This is a genomic window from Sphingomonas sp., assembly GCF_965227385.1.
GTDB lineage: Bacteria > Pseudomonadota > Alphaproteobacteria > Sphingomonadales > Sphingomonadaceae > Sphingomonas.
This window is the reverse complement of the sequence record NZ_OZ245750.1, coordinates 3,905,373-3,923,684: the sequence shown is the minus strand read 5'-3', so window position 1 is coordinate 3,923,684 and position 18,312 is coordinate 3,905,373. Positions and strand designations below refer to the sequence as shown.

Annotated in this window: 20 protein-coding genes, 1 tRNA gene and 1 pseudogene; 18 read left to right on the top strand and 4 right to left on the bottom strand. The window is 66.2% G+C overall.

Annotated features, from left to right (window positions below; all coding sequences use genetic code 11):
* Positions 1 to 11 precede the first annotated feature (11 nt).
* The 17 genes and pseudogenes from ACO05N_RS19365 (at position 12) to ACO05N_RS19285 (ending at position 14,347) form a co-directional block, all read left to right on the top strand.
* Positions 12 to 3,017 (top strand): hypothetical protein, encoded by a 3,006-nt coding sequence (locus ACO05N_RS19365; RefSeq protein WP_422058611.1) that lies wholly within the window; start codon positions 12 to 14, stop codon positions 3,015 to 3,017.
* Positions 3,014 to 3,613: a hypothetical protein gene (locus ACO05N_RS19360; RefSeq protein WP_422058610.1), complete on the top strand. Its 600-nt coding sequence runs from the start codon at positions 3,014 to 3,016 to the stop codon at positions 3,611 to 3,613. Before ACO05N_RS19365 ends, ACO05N_RS19360 begins: the two co-directional genes overlap by 4 nt.
* Complete coding sequence (locus tag ACO05N_RS19355) at positions 3,613 to 4,209, top strand: hypothetical protein (RefSeq protein WP_422058609.1); 597 nt, start codon at positions 3,613 to 3,615, stop codon at positions 4,207 to 4,209. The genes ACO05N_RS19360 and ACO05N_RS19355 overlap by 1 nt, the downstream gene beginning before the upstream one ends.
* Positions 4,206 to 4,652 carry a DUF6950 family protein gene (locus tag ACO05N_RS19350; RefSeq protein ID WP_422058608.1) on the top strand — a complete coding sequence of 149 codons (447 nt, stop codon included), beginning with the start codon at positions 4,206 to 4,208 and terminating at the stop codon, positions 4,650 to 4,652. Before ACO05N_RS19355 ends, ACO05N_RS19350 begins: the two co-directional genes overlap by 4 nt.
* Complete coding sequence (locus ACO05N_RS19345) at positions 4,637 to 6,505, top strand: hypothetical protein (protein ID WP_422058607.1); 1,869 nt, start codon at positions 4,637 to 4,639, stop codon at positions 6,503 to 6,505. The genes ACO05N_RS19350 and ACO05N_RS19345 overlap by 16 nt, the downstream gene beginning before the upstream one ends.
* Positions 6,505 to 7,764: a hypothetical protein gene (locus tag ACO05N_RS19340; protein WP_422058606.1), complete on the top strand. Its 1,260-nt coding sequence runs from the start codon at positions 6,505 to 6,507 to the stop codon at positions 7,762 to 7,764. The genes ACO05N_RS19345 and ACO05N_RS19340 overlap by 1 nt, the downstream gene beginning before the upstream one ends.
* Positions 7,765 to 7,800: 36 nt before the next feature.
* The gene (locus ACO05N_RS19335) at positions 7,801 to 8,202 is read left to right on the top strand and encodes a hypothetical protein (protein WP_422058605.1); all 402 of its coding nucleotides are present in this window, start codon (positions 7,801 to 7,803) and stop codon (positions 8,200 to 8,202) included.
* Positions 8,199 to 9,707 (top strand): hypothetical protein, encoded by a 1,509-nt coding sequence (locus ACO05N_RS19330; RefSeq protein WP_422058604.1) that lies wholly within the window; start codon positions 8,199 to 8,201, stop codon positions 9,705 to 9,707. Before ACO05N_RS19335 ends, ACO05N_RS19330 begins: the two co-directional genes overlap by 4 nt.
* Positions 9,708 to 9,718: 11 nt before the next feature.
* Positions 9,719 to 10,216, top strand: coding sequence for a hypothetical protein (locus ACO05N_RS19325; protein WP_422058603.1), 498 nt, complete (start codon positions 9,719 to 9,721; stop codon positions 10,214 to 10,216).
* A gap of 41 nt (positions 10,217 to 10,257) precedes the next feature.
* Positions 10,258 to 10,464, top strand: a complete 207-nt coding sequence (locus tag ACO05N_RS19320) for a hypothetical protein (protein WP_422058602.1) — start codon at positions 10,258 to 10,260, stop codon at positions 10,462 to 10,464.
* Complete coding sequence (locus ACO05N_RS19315) at positions 10,454 to 10,972, top strand: lysozyme (RefSeq protein WP_422058601.1); 519 nt, start codon at positions 10,454 to 10,456, stop codon at positions 10,970 to 10,972. The genes ACO05N_RS19320 and ACO05N_RS19315 overlap by 11 nt, the downstream gene beginning before the upstream one ends.
* A complete protein-coding gene (locus tag ACO05N_RS19310; RefSeq protein ID WP_422058600.1) occupies positions 10,969 to 11,598 on the top strand; it encodes a hypothetical protein in 630 nt (209 codons plus the stop codon). Before ACO05N_RS19315 ends, ACO05N_RS19310 begins: the two co-directional genes overlap by 4 nt.
* 48 nt (positions 11,599 to 11,646) lie before the next feature.
* Positions 11,647 to 12,027, top strand: a complete 381-nt coding sequence (locus tag ACO05N_RS19305; RefSeq protein ID WP_422058599.1) for a hypothetical protein — start codon at positions 11,647 to 11,649, stop codon at positions 12,025 to 12,027.
* Positions 12,028 to 12,331: 304 nt separating this feature from the next.
* Positions 12,332 to 13,126, top strand: a complete 795-nt coding sequence (locus tag ACO05N_RS19300; protein WP_422058598.1) for a DNA adenine methylase — start codon at positions 12,332 to 12,334, stop codon at positions 13,124 to 13,126.
* Positions 13,127 to 13,244: 118 nt separating this feature from the next.
* Positions 13,245 to 13,448: a Com family DNA-binding transcriptional regulator gene (locus ACO05N_RS19295; RefSeq protein WP_422058597.1), complete on the top strand. Its 204-nt coding sequence runs from the start codon at positions 13,245 to 13,247 to the stop codon at positions 13,446 to 13,448.
* Positions 13,420 to 13,893, top strand: a pseudogene (locus ACO05N_RS19290) (DNA cytosine methyltransferase); the annotation flags it as partial. The gene ACO05N_RS19295 and the pseudogene ACO05N_RS19290, both read left to right, overlap by 29 nt.
* Before the next feature lie 151 nt (positions 13,894 to 14,044).
* Positions 14,045 to 14,347, top strand: coding sequence for a hypothetical protein (locus ACO05N_RS19285; RefSeq protein ID WP_422058787.1), 303 nt, complete (start codon positions 14,045 to 14,047; stop codon positions 14,345 to 14,347).
* 113 nt (positions 14,348 to 14,460) lie between these two features.
* On the opposite strand, the gene ACO05N_RS19280 is transcribed toward ACO05N_RS19285, so the two are convergent.
* A complete protein-coding gene (locus tag ACO05N_RS19280; RefSeq protein ID WP_422058596.1) occupies positions 14,461 to 14,658 on the bottom strand; it encodes a hypothetical protein in 198 nt (65 codons plus the stop codon).
* Between the two features lie 22 nt (positions 14,659 to 14,680).
* On the opposite strand from ACO05N_RS19280, the gene ACO05N_RS19275 reads away from it, so the two are divergent.
* On the top strand, positions 14,681 to 15,862 hold the full coding sequence (locus ACO05N_RS19275) for a tyrosine-type recombinase/integrase (protein WP_422058595.1): 1,182 nt from the start codon (positions 14,681 to 14,683) through the stop codon (positions 15,860 to 15,862).
* Between the two features lie 197 nt (positions 15,863 to 16,059).
* Here the strand turns inward: ACO05N_RS19275 and ACO05N_RS19270 are convergent, their stop codons facing one another.
* The 3 genes from ACO05N_RS19270 to ACO05N_RS19260 all read right to left on the bottom strand — a co-directional run bounded on the left by ACO05N_RS19270 (position 16,060) and on the right by ACO05N_RS19260 (position 18,276).
* Positions 16,060 to 16,773, bottom strand: a complete 714-nt coding sequence (locus ACO05N_RS19270) for a hypothetical protein (protein WP_422058594.1) — start codon at positions 16,771 to 16,773, stop codon at positions 16,060 to 16,062.
* Between the two features lie 16 nt (positions 16,774 to 16,789).
* The gene (locus tag ACO05N_RS19265; RefSeq protein ID WP_422058593.1) at positions 16,790 to 18,043 is read right to left on the bottom strand and encodes a tyrosine-type recombinase/integrase; all 1,254 of its coding nucleotides are present in this window, start codon (positions 18,041 to 18,043) and stop codon (positions 16,790 to 16,792) included.
* 158 nt (positions 18,044 to 18,201) lie between these two features.
* Positions 18,202 to 18,276: transfer RNA gene (locus ACO05N_RS19260), tRNA-Asn, on the bottom strand.
* Positions 18,277 to 18,312 lie beyond the last annotated feature (36 nt).

The following is an 18,312-nucleotide window of genomic DNA, read 5'->3' as shown; positions in this document are numbered from 1 at the left end:
ACGGAGGCCCGATGGCTCGTGGCAATGCGCGCCGAGATCTGTTCCTGCAGGTTTCGGGCACCGTCGATCCGCTCAAGAACGCGCTCAAGGGTGGCAGCTCGGCGCTGGTCGAATTCGCCGGGAACGCCGAAAAGCAGCTGGAAGCCGTCGAGCAATCTCTGCGCCAGCTGGGCCGCGACCCCGCCGCCAGCGCCAAGCAGCTGACCCAGAATTACACCAACGCCTTTCGCGAGATCCGCGCCAACGCGCAGCAGGTGCTGGGCGCCGATAGCGGTTCCGACGCGATGGCCGTTCTCAACGCGAACGCGTCGCGTCAGGCGGCGGCCGCTGCCGAGCAGCGCGCGGCCGCTATCCGCATTGTGGCAGACGCCGCGCGCGCCGAAGCACTCGCCCAGGGCAACACCAACACCCAGGTGACCCAGTATGCAGCGGCCGCGATGGTCGCCGCGCGCGAGGCCGAAGATTATGCCATCGCGCTGCGCGAACAGGCGAACACGCTGACCGCGGTCGAAGGGCGGATGGATTCGGTCGTCGCACCGGGCAAGCGTATCGTCGAGGTCACCGGGCAGGCCCGCGCGGGCATGCAGCAGCTGAGCTATCAGCTGGGCGATGTCGCGACCCAGCTGGCGGCCGGGACGCCTCCTTCGATCGTGTTTGCCCAGCAGATCGGTCAGGTCACGCAGGCGATCGGGCTGATGACGAACAGCACGAAGGGGTTTGTCGGGTTCATCGGTGGGCCGTGGGGGATCGCGATTTCCTCGGCGCTGGTGTTGCTGACTCCTCTTGTGGCCAAGCTTTGGGAAAAGAGCGACGCGGACAAGGAGGCCGAGAAGGCCACCAAAGACCATGCGAAGGCGATCGATGCGCTGATCGAAGCGCAAGATCGTGCCGTTCAATCGACTGCGGAGAAGATTCGCCAGGATCTAATCGACATCGGCCAGCAGCGTGAGGCGACGATCGCCACCCGTGAGCGCACCGCTGCATTGATCGAGCAGGCCAAAGCGCAGCTCGCGGCGGCGAAGTCTGCCCCTAGCGGTGGCGGAGGGGATGGACAGACGGGTGCGGCGGCGGGCCGTGCCGCCCTGATAGCTGCGCGAGAGTCCGAACTCGCCAAGCTTGAAGCGCAACAGGCCGACAACAGCGCTGCCATCGAGCGGCTCACCAAGGCGTTGGACCGTGCGCAGGCGCGCATCGTGGCAGAGCGGGTTAAAGCGAGGTCCACGCCTGAGGGGCGGGTCAACACGCGGTTCGACGAGCTGGAAAAGCAAGCCAGGCTGGAAGCAGAGCGGTCGCGCGATTGGACCAAATACGCGCGCACGCTGGCCCAACTCGATAGCGAGCGCCAGAAGGAGCTGAAGCAGCTTCAGGAGAACAATCGTAAGGCGAAGGGCGGAGCGAGCTCAACCCCAAGCGAGGAGCGCGCCACGCCCAAGCAGGTCGGCGACCTGCTGAAAACCGCCTTCGGCGGCACCGTCACCTCGACGACCGGCGGCAAGCACGTGCCCGGATCGTACCATTACAAAGGTCAGGCCGTGGACTTCGTGCCTGCGGGCGGCATGGGATCGGTCAGCAAAGCACAGGTGCGCACGACGCTCGAAGCGCAGGGCGTGCAGATCAAGGAGCTCCTCGGTCCCGGCGACAAGGGGCACAGCAACCATTTCCACGTCGCCTTCGCCAAGACTCGCAAGTCGCGTGAGGCGATCGAGAGGCAGCAGGAGACGCTGCGCCAGCGCGAGCTGGCGGAAGATATCAGCTTCGTCGACGAGATGCGCGCGGCGCGTGGACGGCTGCTCGACGCCCAGGGCAAGACCGCCGTCACTCAGGAGGAGCGCGCCCGACTGCTGGTCGAGGAGATTGACGCAGAAGCGACGGCCCGCGCGCGTAAGATCGGATTGCAGCTGTCGGCCGGCAAGCTCGAGGAAGCCGAGGCGGCCCAGCTGCTCGAGGTGAACGAACAGACGCGGCAAGCGCGCCGCGCGGCGATCGCGCGCGAACAGATCGCCGCGCATGCCGAAAAGCAGCTCGCGGATCTGCGCGACGAGGTGCAGCGGAGCGACGATCTGCTCCGCTCGCAGCTTCAGATCGCGGACACACAGGAAGATCGGGCGCGGATCGAGCGTCAGTTGCTCGAAAATTCCTATCGGATCGAGATGAACGAGGCCGCGATCGAGATCGCGACGGCGTTCGCGGCGAAGGACTGGGACCGATACGCTAAGGCGATCGCGCGGGCTGCCGACCTGGCCCAGCGGAAGGCCAACGACGAGGAGGGTTTGAAGCGCCAGAATGAAGGCGCGTTCGATCGATATCAGCGCGAGCTGAACTCGATCGACAACATCAACAACCAGATCGACAACATCAAGATCGACACCGTCCGCAAACTTGGGGACGAGCTAGCCGGCGCAGCGACCAAGGCGCTCGGTTTAAAGGGCGCGTTGGGCGAGGTGGTAGCCGCTCTGATCCGGGTCGGGATCGAGCGCCAGATCGCGGGGTTCCTGTTTGGCGGGCCCGGGTCGACCGGAGGAGGGCTGTTCGGCTCGATCGGAAAGCTTTTTGGCTTCGCCGATGGCGGTCGGCCAGATCGCGCCGCCAATGGTCGGATTTCTGGCCCCGGAACGGGGCGATCGGACAGCATTCTTGCGCTGCTGAACGGGCGCGACCCGATCCTCGTATCGAACGGCGAAAGCATCGTGAACGCGGAGGCGACGCGCAAGTACTGGCCGGTGATTGACGCGATGAACAAGGGGACCTTGCCCCGCTTCGCCAGCGGCGGTCTCCCCAGCGGCCTGCCAAGCAGCCTTCCAAGATCGATCGCGCGACTGCCGGATCTGTCGCGTCTGAGCGCCAATGATCGCGCCGCCGTGGTGCATCAACACCATTGGCAGGTGAATGCGCAGGGCGCGATCCTGGCTCAGGGTCTGCTGGACGAGCTGCAGCGCGTTGGCGTGGCGGCGACGATCGGCGGCGCGCGCCTGGCGCAGCAGCAGTTCGCGGAACAATCGTCGACGGCGTTGTCATGAGCTCGATCTTGCTTCCCTCCAGCCCCGGGATCCGTAGCGCCAAGCCGCGCCTGCTCGATTGGGGCGGAAGGCTCGTGCCGATCTTGGGAGGCGAAACACAGACGTTGCTGCGACTGGGGACGCGTTGGTCCTTCGAATTCGTGATGCCGCCGCTGCGGACCGAGCCGGTCGGTCGAAACTGGGTGGCGAAGCTGGCCCAGGCCAAGCTGGACGGCGCGATCATGCCGTTCATTCAGGATGGGTTCGACGTCGGCGCACCGGGAGCGGTCACGGTCAATGGCGACGGGCAGAGCGGATCGCTGCTGGCAGTGAAGGGCGCGACCGCCGTCTATCCGTTCAGACCGGGCCAGTTCTTCAGCCTCATCCATGGGGGGCGTCGCTATCTGCACATGGTCACCGCACAGGTGATCGCTGATGACGCTGGCCTTGCCACGCTCCCGCTATTGCCGATGCTGCGCGTCATTCCCGACGACGGTGACGTGGTCGATATGGTCCCCAAGATCGAGGGATCGCTGATCGGCCAGGACTTCCCCTGGGACGTGCTCACGACACCGCATATCGATGTCGGCACGGTCCGGATCGACGAGGACGCCTGATGGGCCAGATGACGCCGGCCCTGCTGGGCGCGATCTCGGCCGACCGCCCGCTGGTGTTCGGCGCGTTCGAGATCAACCTGCCCGGGCACGATGTCCGCCTGCTCGACGGGTCCGGTGCGGTGATGATCGGCGGCAACAAGTTCACAGGGCGCGATCCGATCGCCGGAACGGTGGTGGCCCTGCAAGGGATCAGCGACGGCACCGGCGACGAAGCTCCCACCATTACGATGACCCTGCAGCCACCGTCGCACGAGGCCGCGCTGCAGATCTCGAGCGAGGAAGTGCAGGGATCGAGGGTGCGTATCTCGCTCGGCGTGCTCGACCGGCTGACCGGCCTGGTCATTCCAGACCCGCTGGTCCTGTTCGACGGCACAATCGACGTGCCGACGATCAAATGGGGCATGCACAAGCGCGAGGTCGAATATCGCGTCACTTCGGTGTTCGAACGGTTCTTTGAGCTCGAGGAAGGCATCCGCCTGTCCGATGCCTGGCACCAAAGCATCTACCCGGGGGAGCTTGGCCTCTCCTTCGTGACCGGGGTCACAGAAACGGTGCCGTGGGGCACGGACAATGTCGGGGCGATCGTCAAAAAATGAGCGAGCAACCCATAATGGTCGCGCGCGTCGAAGCTGCGCAGGCAACTCTCGACCGCTTCAAGGACGCTCCGTTTCGCTATGGGGTACGCGACTGCTTGCGCATGGTGGGAATGCACCTGCGGAAGCTGGGTTATCGGGTGAGGCTCCCCGCGTCAGGTTCCTATCGTTCGTATCGGTCAGCGCTAAAGCAGTTGCGCGCGCGGGGCTACGATAGCCTTGCCGCGGCGATGGACGATCTGGGGTTGGAACGCATCGCCCCTGCGGAAGCGATCGTCGGCGACATCCTCGAGTTGCCGAGCGTCGAGCCGATCGGCGCGCTGGCGATCGCAATGGGGAACGGGCGGGCGCTGGGCTATCACGAGGATGCCATCGGCGCGGTCGTGGTGCAGCCCCTCGAAATCACAGCAGCGTGGCGAGTGGAGCCGGCATGGCCAAGTTCCTGAGAGCGGCCGCGATGATCGTCGGCGCCGTCGCGCTGGCGTTCACCGGTGTTGGCCTCGCCGCGGGCCTGACGCTTGCCACCGCCACATCCTTTGGCATCGGCGTCTCGGCAAGCACGCTCTTTCTGGCGTCGGGGGCGCTGACAATCGGTGCGGGGTTGCTGACCAAGCGCCCAAGCGGGGTCGGGGGTGGATCGCAGACCCAGTTCTCCGCCGATCCGAATGCCGGGGTCCCCTATGCGATGGGCCGAACTGCAACTGCGGGGCAGATCGTGCTTCGGCGCGCGGCCGACGGCTTTGGCAGCAATGCGAAAAACGACCTGAACGATCTGGTGACCATCCTGTCCGGGTGCGGCCCGATCGGCGGCTTCGTCAGCTTCACCTCGGACAAGGAGCCGGTCACCTTCGACGCGAGTGGAAACGCGATCGGCAAGTACCGCGACATCATGTTCCAGGACCGCCAGCTTGGGGCAACGCCGGAATCCTCCGCACTTCAGGTGACGGCCGGATCTTCGGCGAATCCGACCGGCTGGACGTCCAGTCACAAGATCTCGGGTATGGCGGCCACCCTCTGGCGCCTGCGCTATGACAGCAAGAAGGAAGTGTTCTTCCAGAGCGGCGTGCCGAAGCCGCAATGGTTGATCGATGGCGTCCGCTGCTATGATCCGCGCAAGGACAGCACCTTCCCCGGCGGTTCGGGATCCCATCGGTGGGACGATGAGGAGACCTGGGAGTGGACGGAAAACCCGTATCTGCACGCGCTGACCTGGTGCATCGGTCGGCACGCGATCGTCGCGGGCAAGCGCAAGCGGATCGCCGGACTCGGCGCGCTGCTCGACCAGATCATCGTGCCCATGTTCGTCGAGGGCGCGAACATCGCCGACGCCAACGGGTGGAAGGTCGGAGGTGTCGTCTATTCGCGTCCGGACACCAAATGGAACGTGCTCAAGCTGATCCTTCAAGCCGGCGCTGGGCAACCGCTCCGCATCGGAGCCCGGATCGGCTGCCTGATCAACACGCCGCGCGTTTCGCTCGCGACGATCACAGCAGCGGATATCGTCGGCGACGCCCAGCTCGCGCGCTCCGCGCCGCGGCGATCCAAGTTCAATACCGTCATCCCGCGCTTTCGTTCGCCGGACCATGAATGGGAGATCGTCCCCGGCAGCGAAATCTCGGTCGATGCCTATGTCGAGGCGGACGGAGATCGGCGAACCAAAGAGCTAGAGTATCCGCTGGTGCAAAATGCCGCGCAGGCCGCCGTTCTCGCCCGCTACGATATCGAAGACAGCCGCGAGATCGGACCGGGCACCTTCCCGCTGAAGCCGAAATGGCTGAACTACGCGCCCGGGGATTGCCTCACTCTTGATCTCCCGGATACGGACAACGTGAAATTGCTGCTGCTGTCGCGGTCGATCGAGCCCGACAGCATCGTGACCTTCACTGTCCGGTCGGAAACGGATTCGAAGCATGCAGCAGCGCTGGCCCAGATCGGAAGCCCCCCACCCGATGCCGGCATCGTCTACGACACGACGATCGACCCGCCAGGGGCGCCAGAATGGGCGCTTTCGACTGACGGCGGGGGCAGGATGATCTTGAGCGGCGCCGTGGACAACGGCATCGCAGATAGCGTTCTGTTCGAATATCGGCCCGCCGGAGGCGACTGGATCGCCGCAGGCATCGAGCCCCCGACGATTACGGAGAAGGCGATCGCTGGCCTGGACCCCGGGGCAACCTACGAGGCGAGCGTGCGGTATCGTTCGCGGGGGCAGACCGGCGGGCGATTGATCCTTGGCCCTGTCAGTGTGGCCGGGGTCGAATATTGGGGCGGTACCGCCGCCGATGTGCTGGCGCGATAATGACTGTCCGGATCGTTCCGCTGCGCGCCTCGGCCGACACCGCGGCCAACTGGGTGAGCATCAATCCAATCCCGAAGCTGGGCGAGGCGTGCGTCGAGATCGACACGGGCTTCTTCAAATGGGGGAATGGTACCGATGACTATGCCACGCTTCTCCATGCCAAGGGCGCGGTAGCGTGGGGTGGTATCACCGGCTTACTGTCGGCGCAGACGGACCTGCAGGCGGCACTGAACGCCAAGGAACCGGCGGTCGCCGCCGGTACCACGGCGCAATATCGGCGCGGGGACAAGACGTGGCAGCCGCTGAACGCCGCAGCGGTCGGGCTGGGGAACCTGTCGAACACGGTGACCGGCACGGGGCCAGTGGTGCTGGCGACCAATCCCGCGTTGGCGACTCAGATCGTGCTCAATTCGACGGGGAGTGCGGACTTCTACTTCACCGCCAATAGTTCGGCGTTCGCGGGCCGGATGCGTCTGGCAACTGACGGTAGCCTTGTCTTTCGCAGCGAGACCGCGGGCGGCGTGTTTTTCGATGCCTACAATGGCGTCGCCACGTTTCGGAATTTTGCGACCGGAGGGACGACGATCCTCCGGGTCAGCGCGGCGGATGTTCGCCCCGGCGCCGATAACAGCGCCAATCTGGGGACCGCATCCTTCCGGTGGAAAGAGGTCTTCGCGGGCAACGCGACCATCAACACATCCGACGAGCGGCTGAAGAACTGGCTGGGCGAGTTGACGCCCGCGATGCTGCGCGCGGGGCTGCGCATCGCCAGTGAGATCGGGCTGTATTGCTGGCTGGATGGAAGCCGGATCCATGTGGGCGTGCGGGCGCAGCAGGTGGCGCGCATCCTGATGGACGAGGGCGTGGAGGATCTGCAACCGCTCGACTTCGCGGCGGACGCTTCCATACCCGAGGGCGATCGCCCGAGCTTTCGCATGTCATTTCTGACGTTCGACAGCTGGGAAGCGGAGCGTGAGCCCGTGATGCGCGAGAAGTGCGTCAAGCGCGCGACGGCGACCGCGGCCGCCGTGACCGACACGGTGCAGCGGGTGGCCACGCCCAGTTATCGCCCGAAGAAGGACGAGGTCATCGATGCGGACGGCCTGGTCTGGCGCGAGCGACCGGCTGGCAACGTTTTCGGCGTCCGCACGGGCGAGCTGAACCTGTTTCTGTTCGCCTGCCAAGCAGCGGAGCAGCGGCGGATGGCGGAGCAGCTGGAAGCGCTGACGGCGCAGCTTCAGGCGCTGAGCGCGGCCTGAACCTCAACCGATGGAGAATGCGATGGAGCCCAGCGAATGACTGCGGTGATCGACCCGCTGTACGCGCGGCGCAACATGGATCTCGAGCCGATCGAGCATGGCTATACCGGCGGGCAGCTGACCGAGCTCGCCGGCGCGACGGCTTCGCTTGAGGTTCGGCAGTATGAGGGAGCGGCCGGCGCGGCGCTCATCAGCAAGTCCAATCTTGCCATCATCGACGAACCCTATCCCACGGATGAAGAGCCGGACCTTCGGCTCCTGATCATCGACCCCGGCATCACGCGCGCGGAACTGGCCGCGTTGCCGGGCCTGCACCAGCCTGAGATCGGTTCCGCTCAGACCTTCTGGTTTGAGATCAAGATTCACTACGCGAACGGGACGGAAGACTCGCTCCGCCTCGCGCCGTTCATCGTCTATCCTGGAGTTAACACGCTATGACGTTGAGCAGAGCGCGCGTGCGGGCGCTGACCGGTCGCACCGGCGCGACGGGCGCGCAGGGCGCGAAGGGTGACCCCGGCTACAAAAGCTTCAAAACGTGGTCGGCGGCGGCTGCATCGACCGGCACGATCGACGAAACGATCATCGTGCTCGGTGACAGCGGCTCGCATCTGGACCCGGTAACGGGCAGCCCCACCCCGGTGTCGAATTCAGGTCGCTTCGCGCGCCGCGCAGGCGGGCTGGAGCGGATCGATGACTACTCCTCCACCGCGCAGGCGTTTTACGTGGCGACGGTGCCCCCCGCGACGCCGGCGTCCGGCACGAGCCAGGCAGGTCTCCAATTCGATTCGCCCAACCGCAGTGAGGGCGGTGTGCCGTCGAGCGTCCGGTTTGCGCTGACCTTCAGCCACAATCCATATGCCGCCAATGCGCAATATTCGGGACAGCCCGAATATACGAACAACGTGGCGGGGTTGAGCTGGAACCTCAATTCCAGCCTGACGCCGATCGTCAACACCAAGGGCGCGCCGTCAATCCGCATCGAGCATCGTTTCAAGGTGCCGACGATCAACCCGGCCAATCCCGGCGGCTGGATCGATGGGTCGGAATTTCACCACGCGATGCACACCGTGGGATCGGGCGGGATCGAGTATCGGCCGATCAGCGTCTATGCCCCGTTCAACAATGCCGATTGGGCTTATGACTCGGGGGTGAGCTTCACCGCCGCGAAACACACCTTCGCCGACGGTTATCGGAACGTCCATGTGTCGTTGATCTTCAGCGGCACGGAGGGCGGGGACAAGTCGATCTTCCTGAGCAATCAGGTGCGCATCAGCCATGAGGGTAACAATACCCCCTGGCAGCGTCAGATGAACGCTGCGGGAAATGCGCGGCTGAACCTGCCCTTCCTCGATTTCAAGAACCATCTGCAGATCGGGCAGCCGATCTACGCGTCGATCGCTTCGCCAGGATTGAACCAGCTCGACATTCAGTCGCTGTTCGCGCTGACGGGGGTCGCCGGATTCACGAACGGCGCGCGCCTGGTCTATATGAACACCAACGCGATCACGGGATCGGCCACCGGCTTCGAAGCCGAGCTTTCGGCGTCGACGCGGTTCGACGGGTTCAGCGTGCGCAACACCCATGCCAGCGGCCGAAGCGGCGGGCGGATCATCGGCAACGGCAACCTGTTTCTGGATTTCTTCCGCGAGACCGACTTCCAGCAGTGGGGCATGGGACTGCGCACCGACGGCACCTTCGCCATCGGGCAGCAGGTGCAGGGAACGGCGATCGCCGATGCGATCCGCATCAATTTCACGACGCTGCAGACGACGTTCCTCTACCCGCCCAAGCTGCCCAGCTACACCGTCGCGGGTCTGCCCAATCCGACGACAGTCGGCGCGGGGGCCGAAGCCTTTTGCACCAACGAGGCCGGCGGCGCCGTGCCGGTATTCTCCGACGGCACCAACTGGCGCCGCGTCACCGATCGCACGATCGCAGCCTGAAGGATCGACCGATGGACATCACCAAATATCTCGAGCGCGTCACCGTCATCTTCAACCCCGATGGCACGGTGCGCGGCAGCGAGGCGCACGAACATACCGGCTATCTGGAGGAGCGGGTCGTTGCCGACGCCCCCGGCGGAACACAACAGGTGTTCGTCGTGGTCAAGCCGGAGGTCCGCACGGTCGAAGCGGGCGACCTGGCCGGCGCGCTGGATGGAGGATGCCCGGCGATCGAGGACGCCGCGGCGAAGGCGAATGTCATCCTGGATCTGCAGCAGACCATCGAGCAGATCGGCGCCGAGCTGGTCGCCGCCGAACAGAGCGCCGCCGCGCGCGCTGAAACGATCGAGAGCCAGGCCGCGCTGATCACGCAGCGCGACGGCGAGCTGGCCGAGGCTGCCAAGCGTGAAACCGAACTGCGCCAGGAGATACAGCGCCTGGCCGGTGAGAACAGCGCCCTCACCGCAGAACTGCAGGCCGCGCGCACCGCCGCGGTTGCCGCCGCCTGACCCTTACCGGGCCATAGCCGGCCCATCCCCGGAGAATAGAAATGACGCTCGACCACATCCCGGTCGCGGTGAAGATGTCGGCTGACATCACGTCGGTCGGCATTGCCGTCGGCACGCTCGCGCAGGTCCTTCCCCACATCGCAGCGCTGCTGACCGTCATTTGGACGCTGATCCGCATCTACGAGACCGACACCGTGCAGAGCCTGCTCGGCCGCAAGCATGGGAAGGGGACGGGCGATGGCGAATGACCTGACGCCGGGTCAGGCGCGGGCGGCGATCGGAACGCTCGGCGCCGGCGCGATCGCGGCGCTGGCGATGGCCGTTGCCGCGCTGAAGCCGGACGAGGGCAAGGTCAACATCGGCTATCTGGATATCGCCCGGGTGCCGACCGAATGCTACGGGCATACCGGTCCCGACGTCCGCGTCGGCCGGTACCGCACCGATGCGCAGTGCGAAGCGCTACTGAAGGCGGACGCCGAGAAGCACCTGCGCGGCGTCCTGCACTGCACGCCGGGCCTTGCCGATCGGCCGCACCAGCTGGCGGCCGCGACGCGGCTGGCGTTCAACATCGGCACCAGCGCCTATTGTCGATCGACGGTCGCGCGGCGGTTCAACGCTGGCGCATGGCGCGCTGGATGCGACGGGTTCATCGCCTGGCGCTTTGCCCGGGTGAACGGCCGGATGGTCGAGGTGCGCGGACTGAAGCTCCGGCGCGAGCGCGAGCGCGCCGCGTGTTTGACCGGGCTGGGCGCATGATCGGCGTGCCCGCGTTCCTCCGCCGCCACTGGCTTCCGATCGTGCTGGGCGTGGTGATCGCGGCGATCGTCGCCAATACGGTTGCGATTGACGCCGATCGCGACGCGCAGCGCGCGCTGGCTGCCGAGCGCGGCCAGATCCTCGCTGCCTCGGTCGCGGCCGCCGGGGTCGCCAATGGCTGGCCCGCGACCAAGCGACTCAAGGTCGATCAGCTGCCCGAACAGATCCAGCGCTACGGCAAGGCGTTCGACCAGGTGCGGCTCGCCGCGCAGACCGCCCGCGCCGATGGCGAGGCCCAAGCGCGGGCCATCGAAGCGCGAGACGCGCAGATTTCCAAGGAGCACCAGAATGAACTCTCCCAAAGGATGGAGACCGAGCTGCGCCGCGCTGCTGATTATGCTCGCCGGTTGCGGGACCAGCTCGCGGGTCTCTCCGCCACAGGAACTGACGGCGGTGCCGGCGAAGCGGGTGGAGCCGCCGCGCGCACCGACGCCGCCGGCGCTGCTGACCGAACCGGTCCAACGCCCCTCCTGGATGAAGACGACATCCGGATCTGCACCGCCAACACCGTGAAGGCTGAGGGCTGGCAGGACTGGTACCGGGAGACGTTCGCGCAGCCGAGATGATCGCGCGGCGGCTTGCGCGCTGTTCCACTTTCGTTCTTTTGTGGGCGGATGGAGCGACTCGACCGCGAGATGACCGTCATTCTGGCGCTGAGCCTGCTCGATGCCGCGATGCTGCAGGGGCAGGCGGGGCCGGTCCCGCGCACCAACGCGCTGCGCTTGGCGCTCGCCTATCTGCACCAGCGCGCCGGCGGCGATCCCGCGCCGTTCCGCGCGTTCTGGCAGGCTTGCGCCGACCCGCTGCCCTGGGCCGACAACGACTCGATCCGGTGCATCATCCGCGCGAGCAGCTTGCACACGGAACTGCACAGGATCTGGCGCGCGCTCGGCATCCCGCCAGATCAGGAGCTGACCGAGCGACTGATGGCCGCGCGCGAACTTGAGCGACGGGCGCTGGCCGGGGCTAGTGAGACCGCCGCCGGCGTGCCATAGGGCTGAAGCCGCTCTGACCTTAGCCGAGAGGAGTGGCCCGCGCGCGCGGTACCACAGGTCGCCGACTTTGTCGGGTGGCCTGCGGAATAGAATACCCTTGGGGAAATACGCAGGGCGCGGTTCCTGTGGTCCGTGCGGCTAACCACCCGGCTTTCGGGTGGCCGCGGGCAGCAGGAGCCGCCCCACCACAGCATCATCGAGATCTGCGCGCCGCCAGGACGGCGCCGATCGGCGTGCTCGAGGAGCCGCCGAAACCATCAGGCGCGCGTAGCCGACGTGCCTTGCCTGAAGGACGTGATCCATAATGAAGACCTCCGCCGCGGTGCAGACGCCCGCACGCTATATCGGCGGCAAGCGCAACCTTGCCCGCCGCCTCGTCGAGCTGATCGAAGCAACACCGCACCGAACCTACGCCGAGCCTTTTGTCGGAATGGGCGGCGTGTTCCTGAAGCGGCGATCGCCGGCACCCGCCGAAGTGATCAACGATATCAGTCGGGACGTCGTGAACCTGTTCCGGGTCGTGCGTCGCCATCGCGCCGCGCTCGAGCACGAGCTGCGCTGGATGATCGCAGGACGTGACGAGTTCGAAAGGCAGAAGCGCGTCGATCCGACGACGCTGACCGACATCGAGCAGGCCGCTCGATTCCTTTATCTCCAACGGCTTTCGTTCGGGGGGAAGGTCGTCGGGCGCAACTATGGGGTTGCCCGCGATAGGCCCGCCATGTTCAACCCGGCCCGCCTGATAGACCAGCTGGCGGCGCTGCACGATCGTCTGGCCCGGGTGACGATCGAGCGGCTGCCCTATGCAGACTTCATCCGCCGCTACGACGCCCCCGAAACCCTGTTCTATCTCGACCCGCCTTATTTCGGGTGCGAAGGCGATTACGGCCCCGGGGTGTTTTCCGCGGCCGACTTCGAGCAGCTCGCCGAGCTCCTGGCGGGCATCAGCGGCCGCTTCATCTTGTCGATCAATGATGCGCCGGAGATCCGCTGCGCCTTTCACCGCTTCGCGATCGGCACGGCCGACACGTGCTGGACGATCGGCGCGGGTGAAGCGAAGCGCGTGACCGAGCTGATTATCACCGGGCCTGCGCGTTAACGCGGATGTGACGATGAAGCGGCATGGGAGTGGCGACCGGTCAGCCGGTCGCCCACCATCGCACGCTTAGCCGGGTGCCATCAGCCGCCGACCGCATTGCGGTGGCGAGGAGAAGGCATTGAAGGAATCGTTTCGCTGCGCCGGGTGTAAGGCGCTCCTGTTCAAAGCGATCGCCTGCGCGATCGCCGGAATAATCGAGATTAAGTGCCGGCGTTGCCGCCAGTTCAATTCCATACGGCCTGTGAGCCACCCGACCGCGATCGCCAATCGAGCGACCGAACGGAGCTCACATTGTGGACCTATCTTCCCGCTTCCTGCCTGAAGTCGACGACTTCAGGGGAATCTCCCTCTGCGCCGGATATGCCGGCCTCGACCTCGGCCTGCACATCGCCGAGCCCCGATATCGAACTGTGGCTTTCGTCGAGCGGGAAAGCCATGCGGCGGCCACTCTCGTGGCGCGGATGGCAGACCAGGCCCTGGCTGAAGCTGCTATCTGGGACGACCTTCCATCCTTCGACGGCCGACCGTGGCGTGGCCGCGTTCATCTCGTCTCTGCAGGATATCCGTGCCAGCCGTTCAGCTATTCTGGGCGGCGACGCGGCGACCGTGACCCTCGGCACCTTTGGCCAGAGATCGCGCGCATCGTCAGCGAGGTCGAACCCGAGTGGGTGTTCTGTGAAAACGTCGAAGGCCACATCAATCTGGGATTTGCCGACGTCGTTCGAGACCTTCGCGAGCTGGGCTACACGACAAAGGCGGGCATCTTCACAGCGCGAGAAGCGGGCGCCAATCACCGGCGGCGCCGAATCTTCATTTTGGCCCACGCCGATCGCGTCGGACAGCGGCCACCCTCCGGACCTCGAGCTGTCGGGGAAGGGGATACGGTTCGTGCGTCAGCCGGAGCGCCTCGAGACATCGATGGCGCAGATCTCGGCCGGGACAGCGGCGAAGATGTGGGTCACGTTTCGCGATGCGCTGAAGGCGCTCGGCTGGCGGCCGAGCATGCGCTCCCGCTGTTCGCACCCGGTCCGTCTGAGCTTGAGGAGTGGGAAGCACTGCTACTTCGACACCCTGGTGCCGAACCCGCAGTTCCTCGAGATGCTGATGGGATGGCCGACCGGCTGGACCGCACCCGGGGCGCGGGTAACGGGGTATGCAGCCTGGCTGCAGCGCTCGCGTGGTCAGTTCTCAAGACTGCTCACCAGCTGGACGCCTGAATAGCGTCGAACAGCTGGGGGTATCAATGGGGGTATCGCCTGCACTGCGTGGCGTCGAAACTGGCGAATTTCCGCCATTTCGGCGTCACGCCACGGCGGAGGGATTGTCCGCCGTGGTCAGGGCTGGAAGACGAACAGCGCGCTGTTGTTGAGTGAGCGGCGATAGAGCATCGGCTCTTTCGGCCGGGTTAAGCCCCGCTCGGTCGCGATCATTAATGCCGGCGGCGGGACGAACTTGAACAGATCGCCGCCGCTCCAGGCGAACTTACTGCCGGCGGCAGGTCCGCCCACCAGCGTGATCGTCTCATCGGCCATCGAACCCTCCTGAGGACACCCTATGCTGACAAACGCCGCGGTGAAAGCCGCGTCGCCGCGTTCGCGCGCCTATAAGCTGGCCGACGAACGCGGCCTGTTCCTGTTCGTCACGCCGACCGGCCTGAAGAGCTGGCGCATGAAGTGCCGGTATCAGGGCCGCGAGCTGCTGCTGACCTTCGGCCGCTATCCCGAGATGACGCTGGCCCAGGCCCGCGCCCGGTGCGATGCCGCGCGGCTGGCGATCGCGGCCGGCGCGGATCCGCGCGGCGATCGCGCGGTCGCATCGGCCGACACCTTCGAATCGGTGGCGCGCGCTTGGCATGCGGCGCGCATCGATCGCTGGTCTGCGGTGCATGCCGGCGACGTCCTTGTCAGCCTCGAGCGCGACGTCTTCCCCGCGATCGGCGCGAAGCGCTTGGCCGATATCGACGAGGGCGGCGTGCTCGAGCTGCTCGAGGGGGTCGAGGCGCGCGGCTGTGTCGAGACCGCGCGCCGCCTTCGCCAGCGCATCGATGGCGTGTTCCGCTTCGCGCGGCGCCGTCGCCTGGTCAGCCACAATCCCGCCGACGTCGCCGACGAGCTGGCGGTGCGGCCGCCCGCGCGGCCGATGCCGGCATTGACGGATATGGACGAATGCCGCGCCCTGTTCGCAGCGTGCGAGCGCGCCGGCGGCGTGCCGATCGTGCGCCGCGCGGCGCAGTTTCTTGCGCTGACAGTGCCGCGCCTCGGCTCGCTGCGCGCCATGACCTGGAGCGAGATCGAGGATCTCGACGGCGCGGCGCCATTGTGGCGGATCCCCGCGGACCACCTGAAGCTGGCAAAGGCGAAGAAGGGCGAGGCGCGTTTCGCGCACCTGGTGCCGCTCGCGCCTGCTGCGGTCGAGGTGCTGCGCAAGGTCGCGGCCGATCAATTCGTTGGCGGCGCCGGGATGATCGATCGTGCGGCGCGGGTGTTCCCGGTTGGCGAGGCGGCGATCGGCGCGCTGATCGCGCGGGCCGGGTTCAAGGGTCGGCATGTGCCGCACGGCTGGAGGTCGAGCTTCTCGACGATCATGAATGAAGTGCTGCCCGGGGAGCGCGAGGCGATCGACGCCGCGCTGGGTCACACGAACAAGAACAAGGTCGAGGCCGCGTATAACCGGGCCGAGCAGCTCGATCGACGTCGGCGGCTATTCTTGGCCTGGGCGGATTTGATCCATTCTTGATCCTGCCCGCTGCCGCGGGCGACTTGGCCGAGGATGGGGTGGCACGGTTCGTGCTCATCCCCCCTGATAGCCCGAGGGCGGCGCAGCCGCCCGCATCCGACAGCCAAGTCTGGGCAGTCGGGGGAGGGGGAGAGGGGCCTTTCGGCGCGGGGGGGATCAACAAACTGGCTCATGGGCCGCCTTAAGCGGCCCATTCCTTATCCCATTGATCCATTCAGGGGCGTATTGAGACCGCTCGGCGGTTTCTCACCCTCAACGTCATCGCGCACGCCTTCGTAAAGGCTCTCCAGCAGAGCGGCGAGGGCAGGGTCCTTCGCGTCGGCGATGATCTCGCTCACTGGGCGCTTCAGCTTAGCGGCGCGCTCGCGCTCGATCTTCACGCGCTGCATCGCCGCCGTCGGGCGCCGCAGCAGCCGTCGGATCATCTCCGCTGCGGCGCCGCTGGCGCGCAGGATGAAGGCGTTGCTGGCCTGTTTGACGTACTGACCGCCTGGCTCCGGATCTTCGACCGGTTCCGATCGGCGCATCCAGTCCAGGAAGCCAGCCGCCTTGAGCCGAGCGAGCGCCTTGCCGACCGAACTGCGTGCGATCCGGACCTGTTGCGCAATCCAAGTGTAACTGGGGTCGAGGCGACCATCGAGCTTCCCGCGCAGTCGCAGCAACAGGCGCAGGACCTTCATCCCAATGTCGCCTAGCGCGCCGTTGCGCTTGCCCGGCATCTTCGTCGCGCGCTCGTGCTCCTCGGCTGCGGTGAGCCAGGCATTGTTCTCCGCCCGGCTGAAGCGGTTGTGCCGCTTCCACAGCTCGACCTCGGCCGACCCGGCGTGTGGACTATTGCGCCGCACCGATTGCATCGTGCGCCGCGAAGCATAGCCGAGCGGCGCGCTGCTGAATCCGGCCCGGGCGCTCATGCCCGGCCTCCCGCGATCAGCGTCGCTGCGCGAGCTGCTCCGCCGTTTCCAGCCCCTTGGTCAGCGCATCCGCCCACTGCTGCGCGATCGCGCGCCGTCGCGGCATGTACGCCGCCCGGTTGTACGCAGCCTCGACGCCCTCCGGCATATGCGCGAGCATCATGTCGATGATCGCGCGGTCGCGTTCGCGATCGTCGATCGCGGCCTGTTCGTTCATGATGGTCGAGAAGGTCGCGCGCCAGCCATGCGGAACGTGGCGACCGGCGAAGCCTGCGTCCCGATACAGTTTGCTCAGCGTCGAATCGCTGATCGGCTTGTGCAGGCTGCGGATGCTCGGGAATAGCAGCTTGGGCGCGTCCGACAGCGTCAGCGCGCGCTCCACCACCTCGACCGCCTGACGCGATAGCGGGATCACGAACTCGAAGGTTACGTCGCTCTTGCGCTCGCGCGTCAGCTTCATCTTCTCGGCCGGGATGCGCCAGATCGGTGCCTTGCCGTCCAGGTCCTCGAACTCGTGCCGCTCCGCCAGCCTCACCACACCGGGCCGCGCAGCCGTCAGCGCCAACAGGCGCGAGGCGAAGCGCGACCCCCAATAGCTGCGATGCTGCGCCTCCACCGTCTTCAGCACCTCGCGCGCGGCCGCGATCCGCGTTACGGCGGGCCAGAGCCGCGGCGTGGTCGGCTGCAGCGCTTTGCGGATGACGTGCGCGGGATCCTGCTGCGCCTTGCCCGTCGCGATCGCGTGCACGAACACGTCCGAAATATGGGTCCGCACCTTGTGCGCCATCTCCGTCGATCCGCGCTTCTCGATCGCCCGGATGACGTCCAGGACCTCGGCCGGCGTGATGTCCGCGACCGGGTGCCCCCCGATGATCGGGAAGACGTCGGCCTTCAGTCGATCCATGATCTGGCCCGCATAGCGCACAGCGAGCGCCGGCGACTTCAGCTGGTGCCACTCGATCGCCACCGATTCGAAGGTGTTGGCCGCAGAGCGCGCCGCCGCCGCCTGGTCCCGCTTGCGCTCGAGCGCTGGATCCCGTCCCGACCGAAGATGCTTTCGCGCCGCGTCGCGCAGCTCGCGCGCCTCGACCAGCGACACCTCGGGATAAGGGCCGAAGATCAGCCGCTTTTCCTTGCCATCGATTCGGTATTTGAATCGCCAGGAGCGAAACCCCGTCGGCGTGACGTAGAGATACAGCCCGAGCGAATCGGCCAGCTTGTACGGCTTGTCCTTCTTCGCCGCCTTGCGGCACTGTATGTCGGTCAGCAACCGATGCCCCCAGGTGCGGTGACCGGTGCCCCGAAAGTGCCCCCACCTTGGGGGCGCTTCCCTGATCCGGGATAATCCGCGATGATCCGGGTTTGTCGCCGGGATCGGCGGAATACAAGGGGTTTTGACCCGCCTTGATCCCGCCTGATCCGGTGAAGTGGCTCCCTGAGTAGGATTCGAACCTACGGCCGCTCGATTAACAGTCGAGAGCTCTACCGCTGAGCTATCAGGGAACACCAGCGAGGGCGCGCCTATACGAAGGGGTGCCG

Bases quoted from the DNA above. Each gene is read 5' to 3' on its own strand.
- ACO05N_RS19365 (WP_422058611.1), top strand. From the start codon at position 12: ATGGCTCGTGGCAATGCGCGCCGAGATCTGTTCCTGCAGGTTTCGGGC.
- ACO05N_RS19360 (WP_422058610.1), top strand. From the start codon at position 3,014: ATGAGCTCGATCTTGCTTCCCTCCAGCCCCGGGATCCGTAGCGCCAAG.
- ACO05N_RS19355 (WP_422058609.1), top strand. From the start codon at position 3,613: ATGGGCCAGATGACGCCGGCCCTGCTGGGCGCGATCTCGGCCGACCGC.
- ACO05N_RS19350 (WP_422058608.1), top strand. From the start codon at position 4,206: ATGAGCGAGCAACCCATAATGGTCGCGCGCGTCGAAGCTGCGCAGGCA.
- ACO05N_RS19345 (WP_422058607.1), top strand. From the start codon at position 4,637: ATGGCCAAGTTCCTGAGAGCGGCCGCGATGATCGTCGGCGCCGTCGCG.
- ACO05N_RS19340 (WP_422058606.1), top strand. From the start codon at position 6,505: ATGACTGTCCGGATCGTTCCGCTGCGCGCCTCGGCCGACACCGCGGCC.
- ACO05N_RS19335 (WP_422058605.1), top strand. From the start codon at position 7,801: ATGACTGCGGTGATCGACCCGCTGTACGCGCGGCGCAACATGGATCTC.
- ACO05N_RS19330 (WP_422058604.1), top strand. From the start codon at position 8,199: ATGACGTTGAGCAGAGCGCGCGTGCGGGCGCTGACCGGTCGCACCGGC.
- ACO05N_RS19325 (WP_422058603.1), top strand. From the start codon at position 9,719: ATGGACATCACCAAATATCTCGAGCGCGTCACCGTCATCTTCAACCCC.
- ACO05N_RS19320 (WP_422058602.1), top strand. From the start codon at position 10,258: ATGACGCTCGACCACATCCCGGTCGCGGTGAAGATGTCGGCTGACATC.
- ACO05N_RS19315 (WP_422058601.1), top strand. From the start codon at position 10,454: ATGGCGAATGACCTGACGCCGGGTCAGGCGCGGGCGGCGATCGGAACG.
- ACO05N_RS19310 (WP_422058600.1), top strand. From the start codon at position 10,969: ATGATCGGCGTGCCCGCGTTCCTCCGCCGCCACTGGCTTCCGATCGTG.
- ACO05N_RS19305 (WP_422058599.1), top strand. From the start codon at position 11,647: ATGGAGCGACTCGACCGCGAGATGACCGTCATTCTGGCGCTGAGCCTG.
- ACO05N_RS19300 (WP_422058598.1), top strand. From the start codon at position 12,332: ATGAAGACCTCCGCCGCGGTGCAGACGCCCGCACGCTATATCGGCGGC.
- ACO05N_RS19285 (WP_422058787.1), top strand. From the start codon at position 14,045: ATGGCGCAGATCTCGGCCGGGACAGCGGCGAAGATGTGGGTCACGTTT.
- ACO05N_RS19280 (WP_422058596.1), bottom strand. From the start codon at position 14,658: ATGGCCGATGAGACGATCACGCTGGTGGGCGGACCTGCCGCCGGCAGT.
- ACO05N_RS19275 (WP_422058595.1), top strand. From the start codon at position 14,681: ATGCTGACAAACGCCGCGGTGAAAGCCGCGTCGCCGCGTTCGCGCGCC.
- ACO05N_RS19270 (WP_422058594.1), bottom strand. From the start codon at position 16,773: ATGAGCGCCCGGGCCGGATTCAGCAGCGCGCCGCTCGGCTATGCTTCG.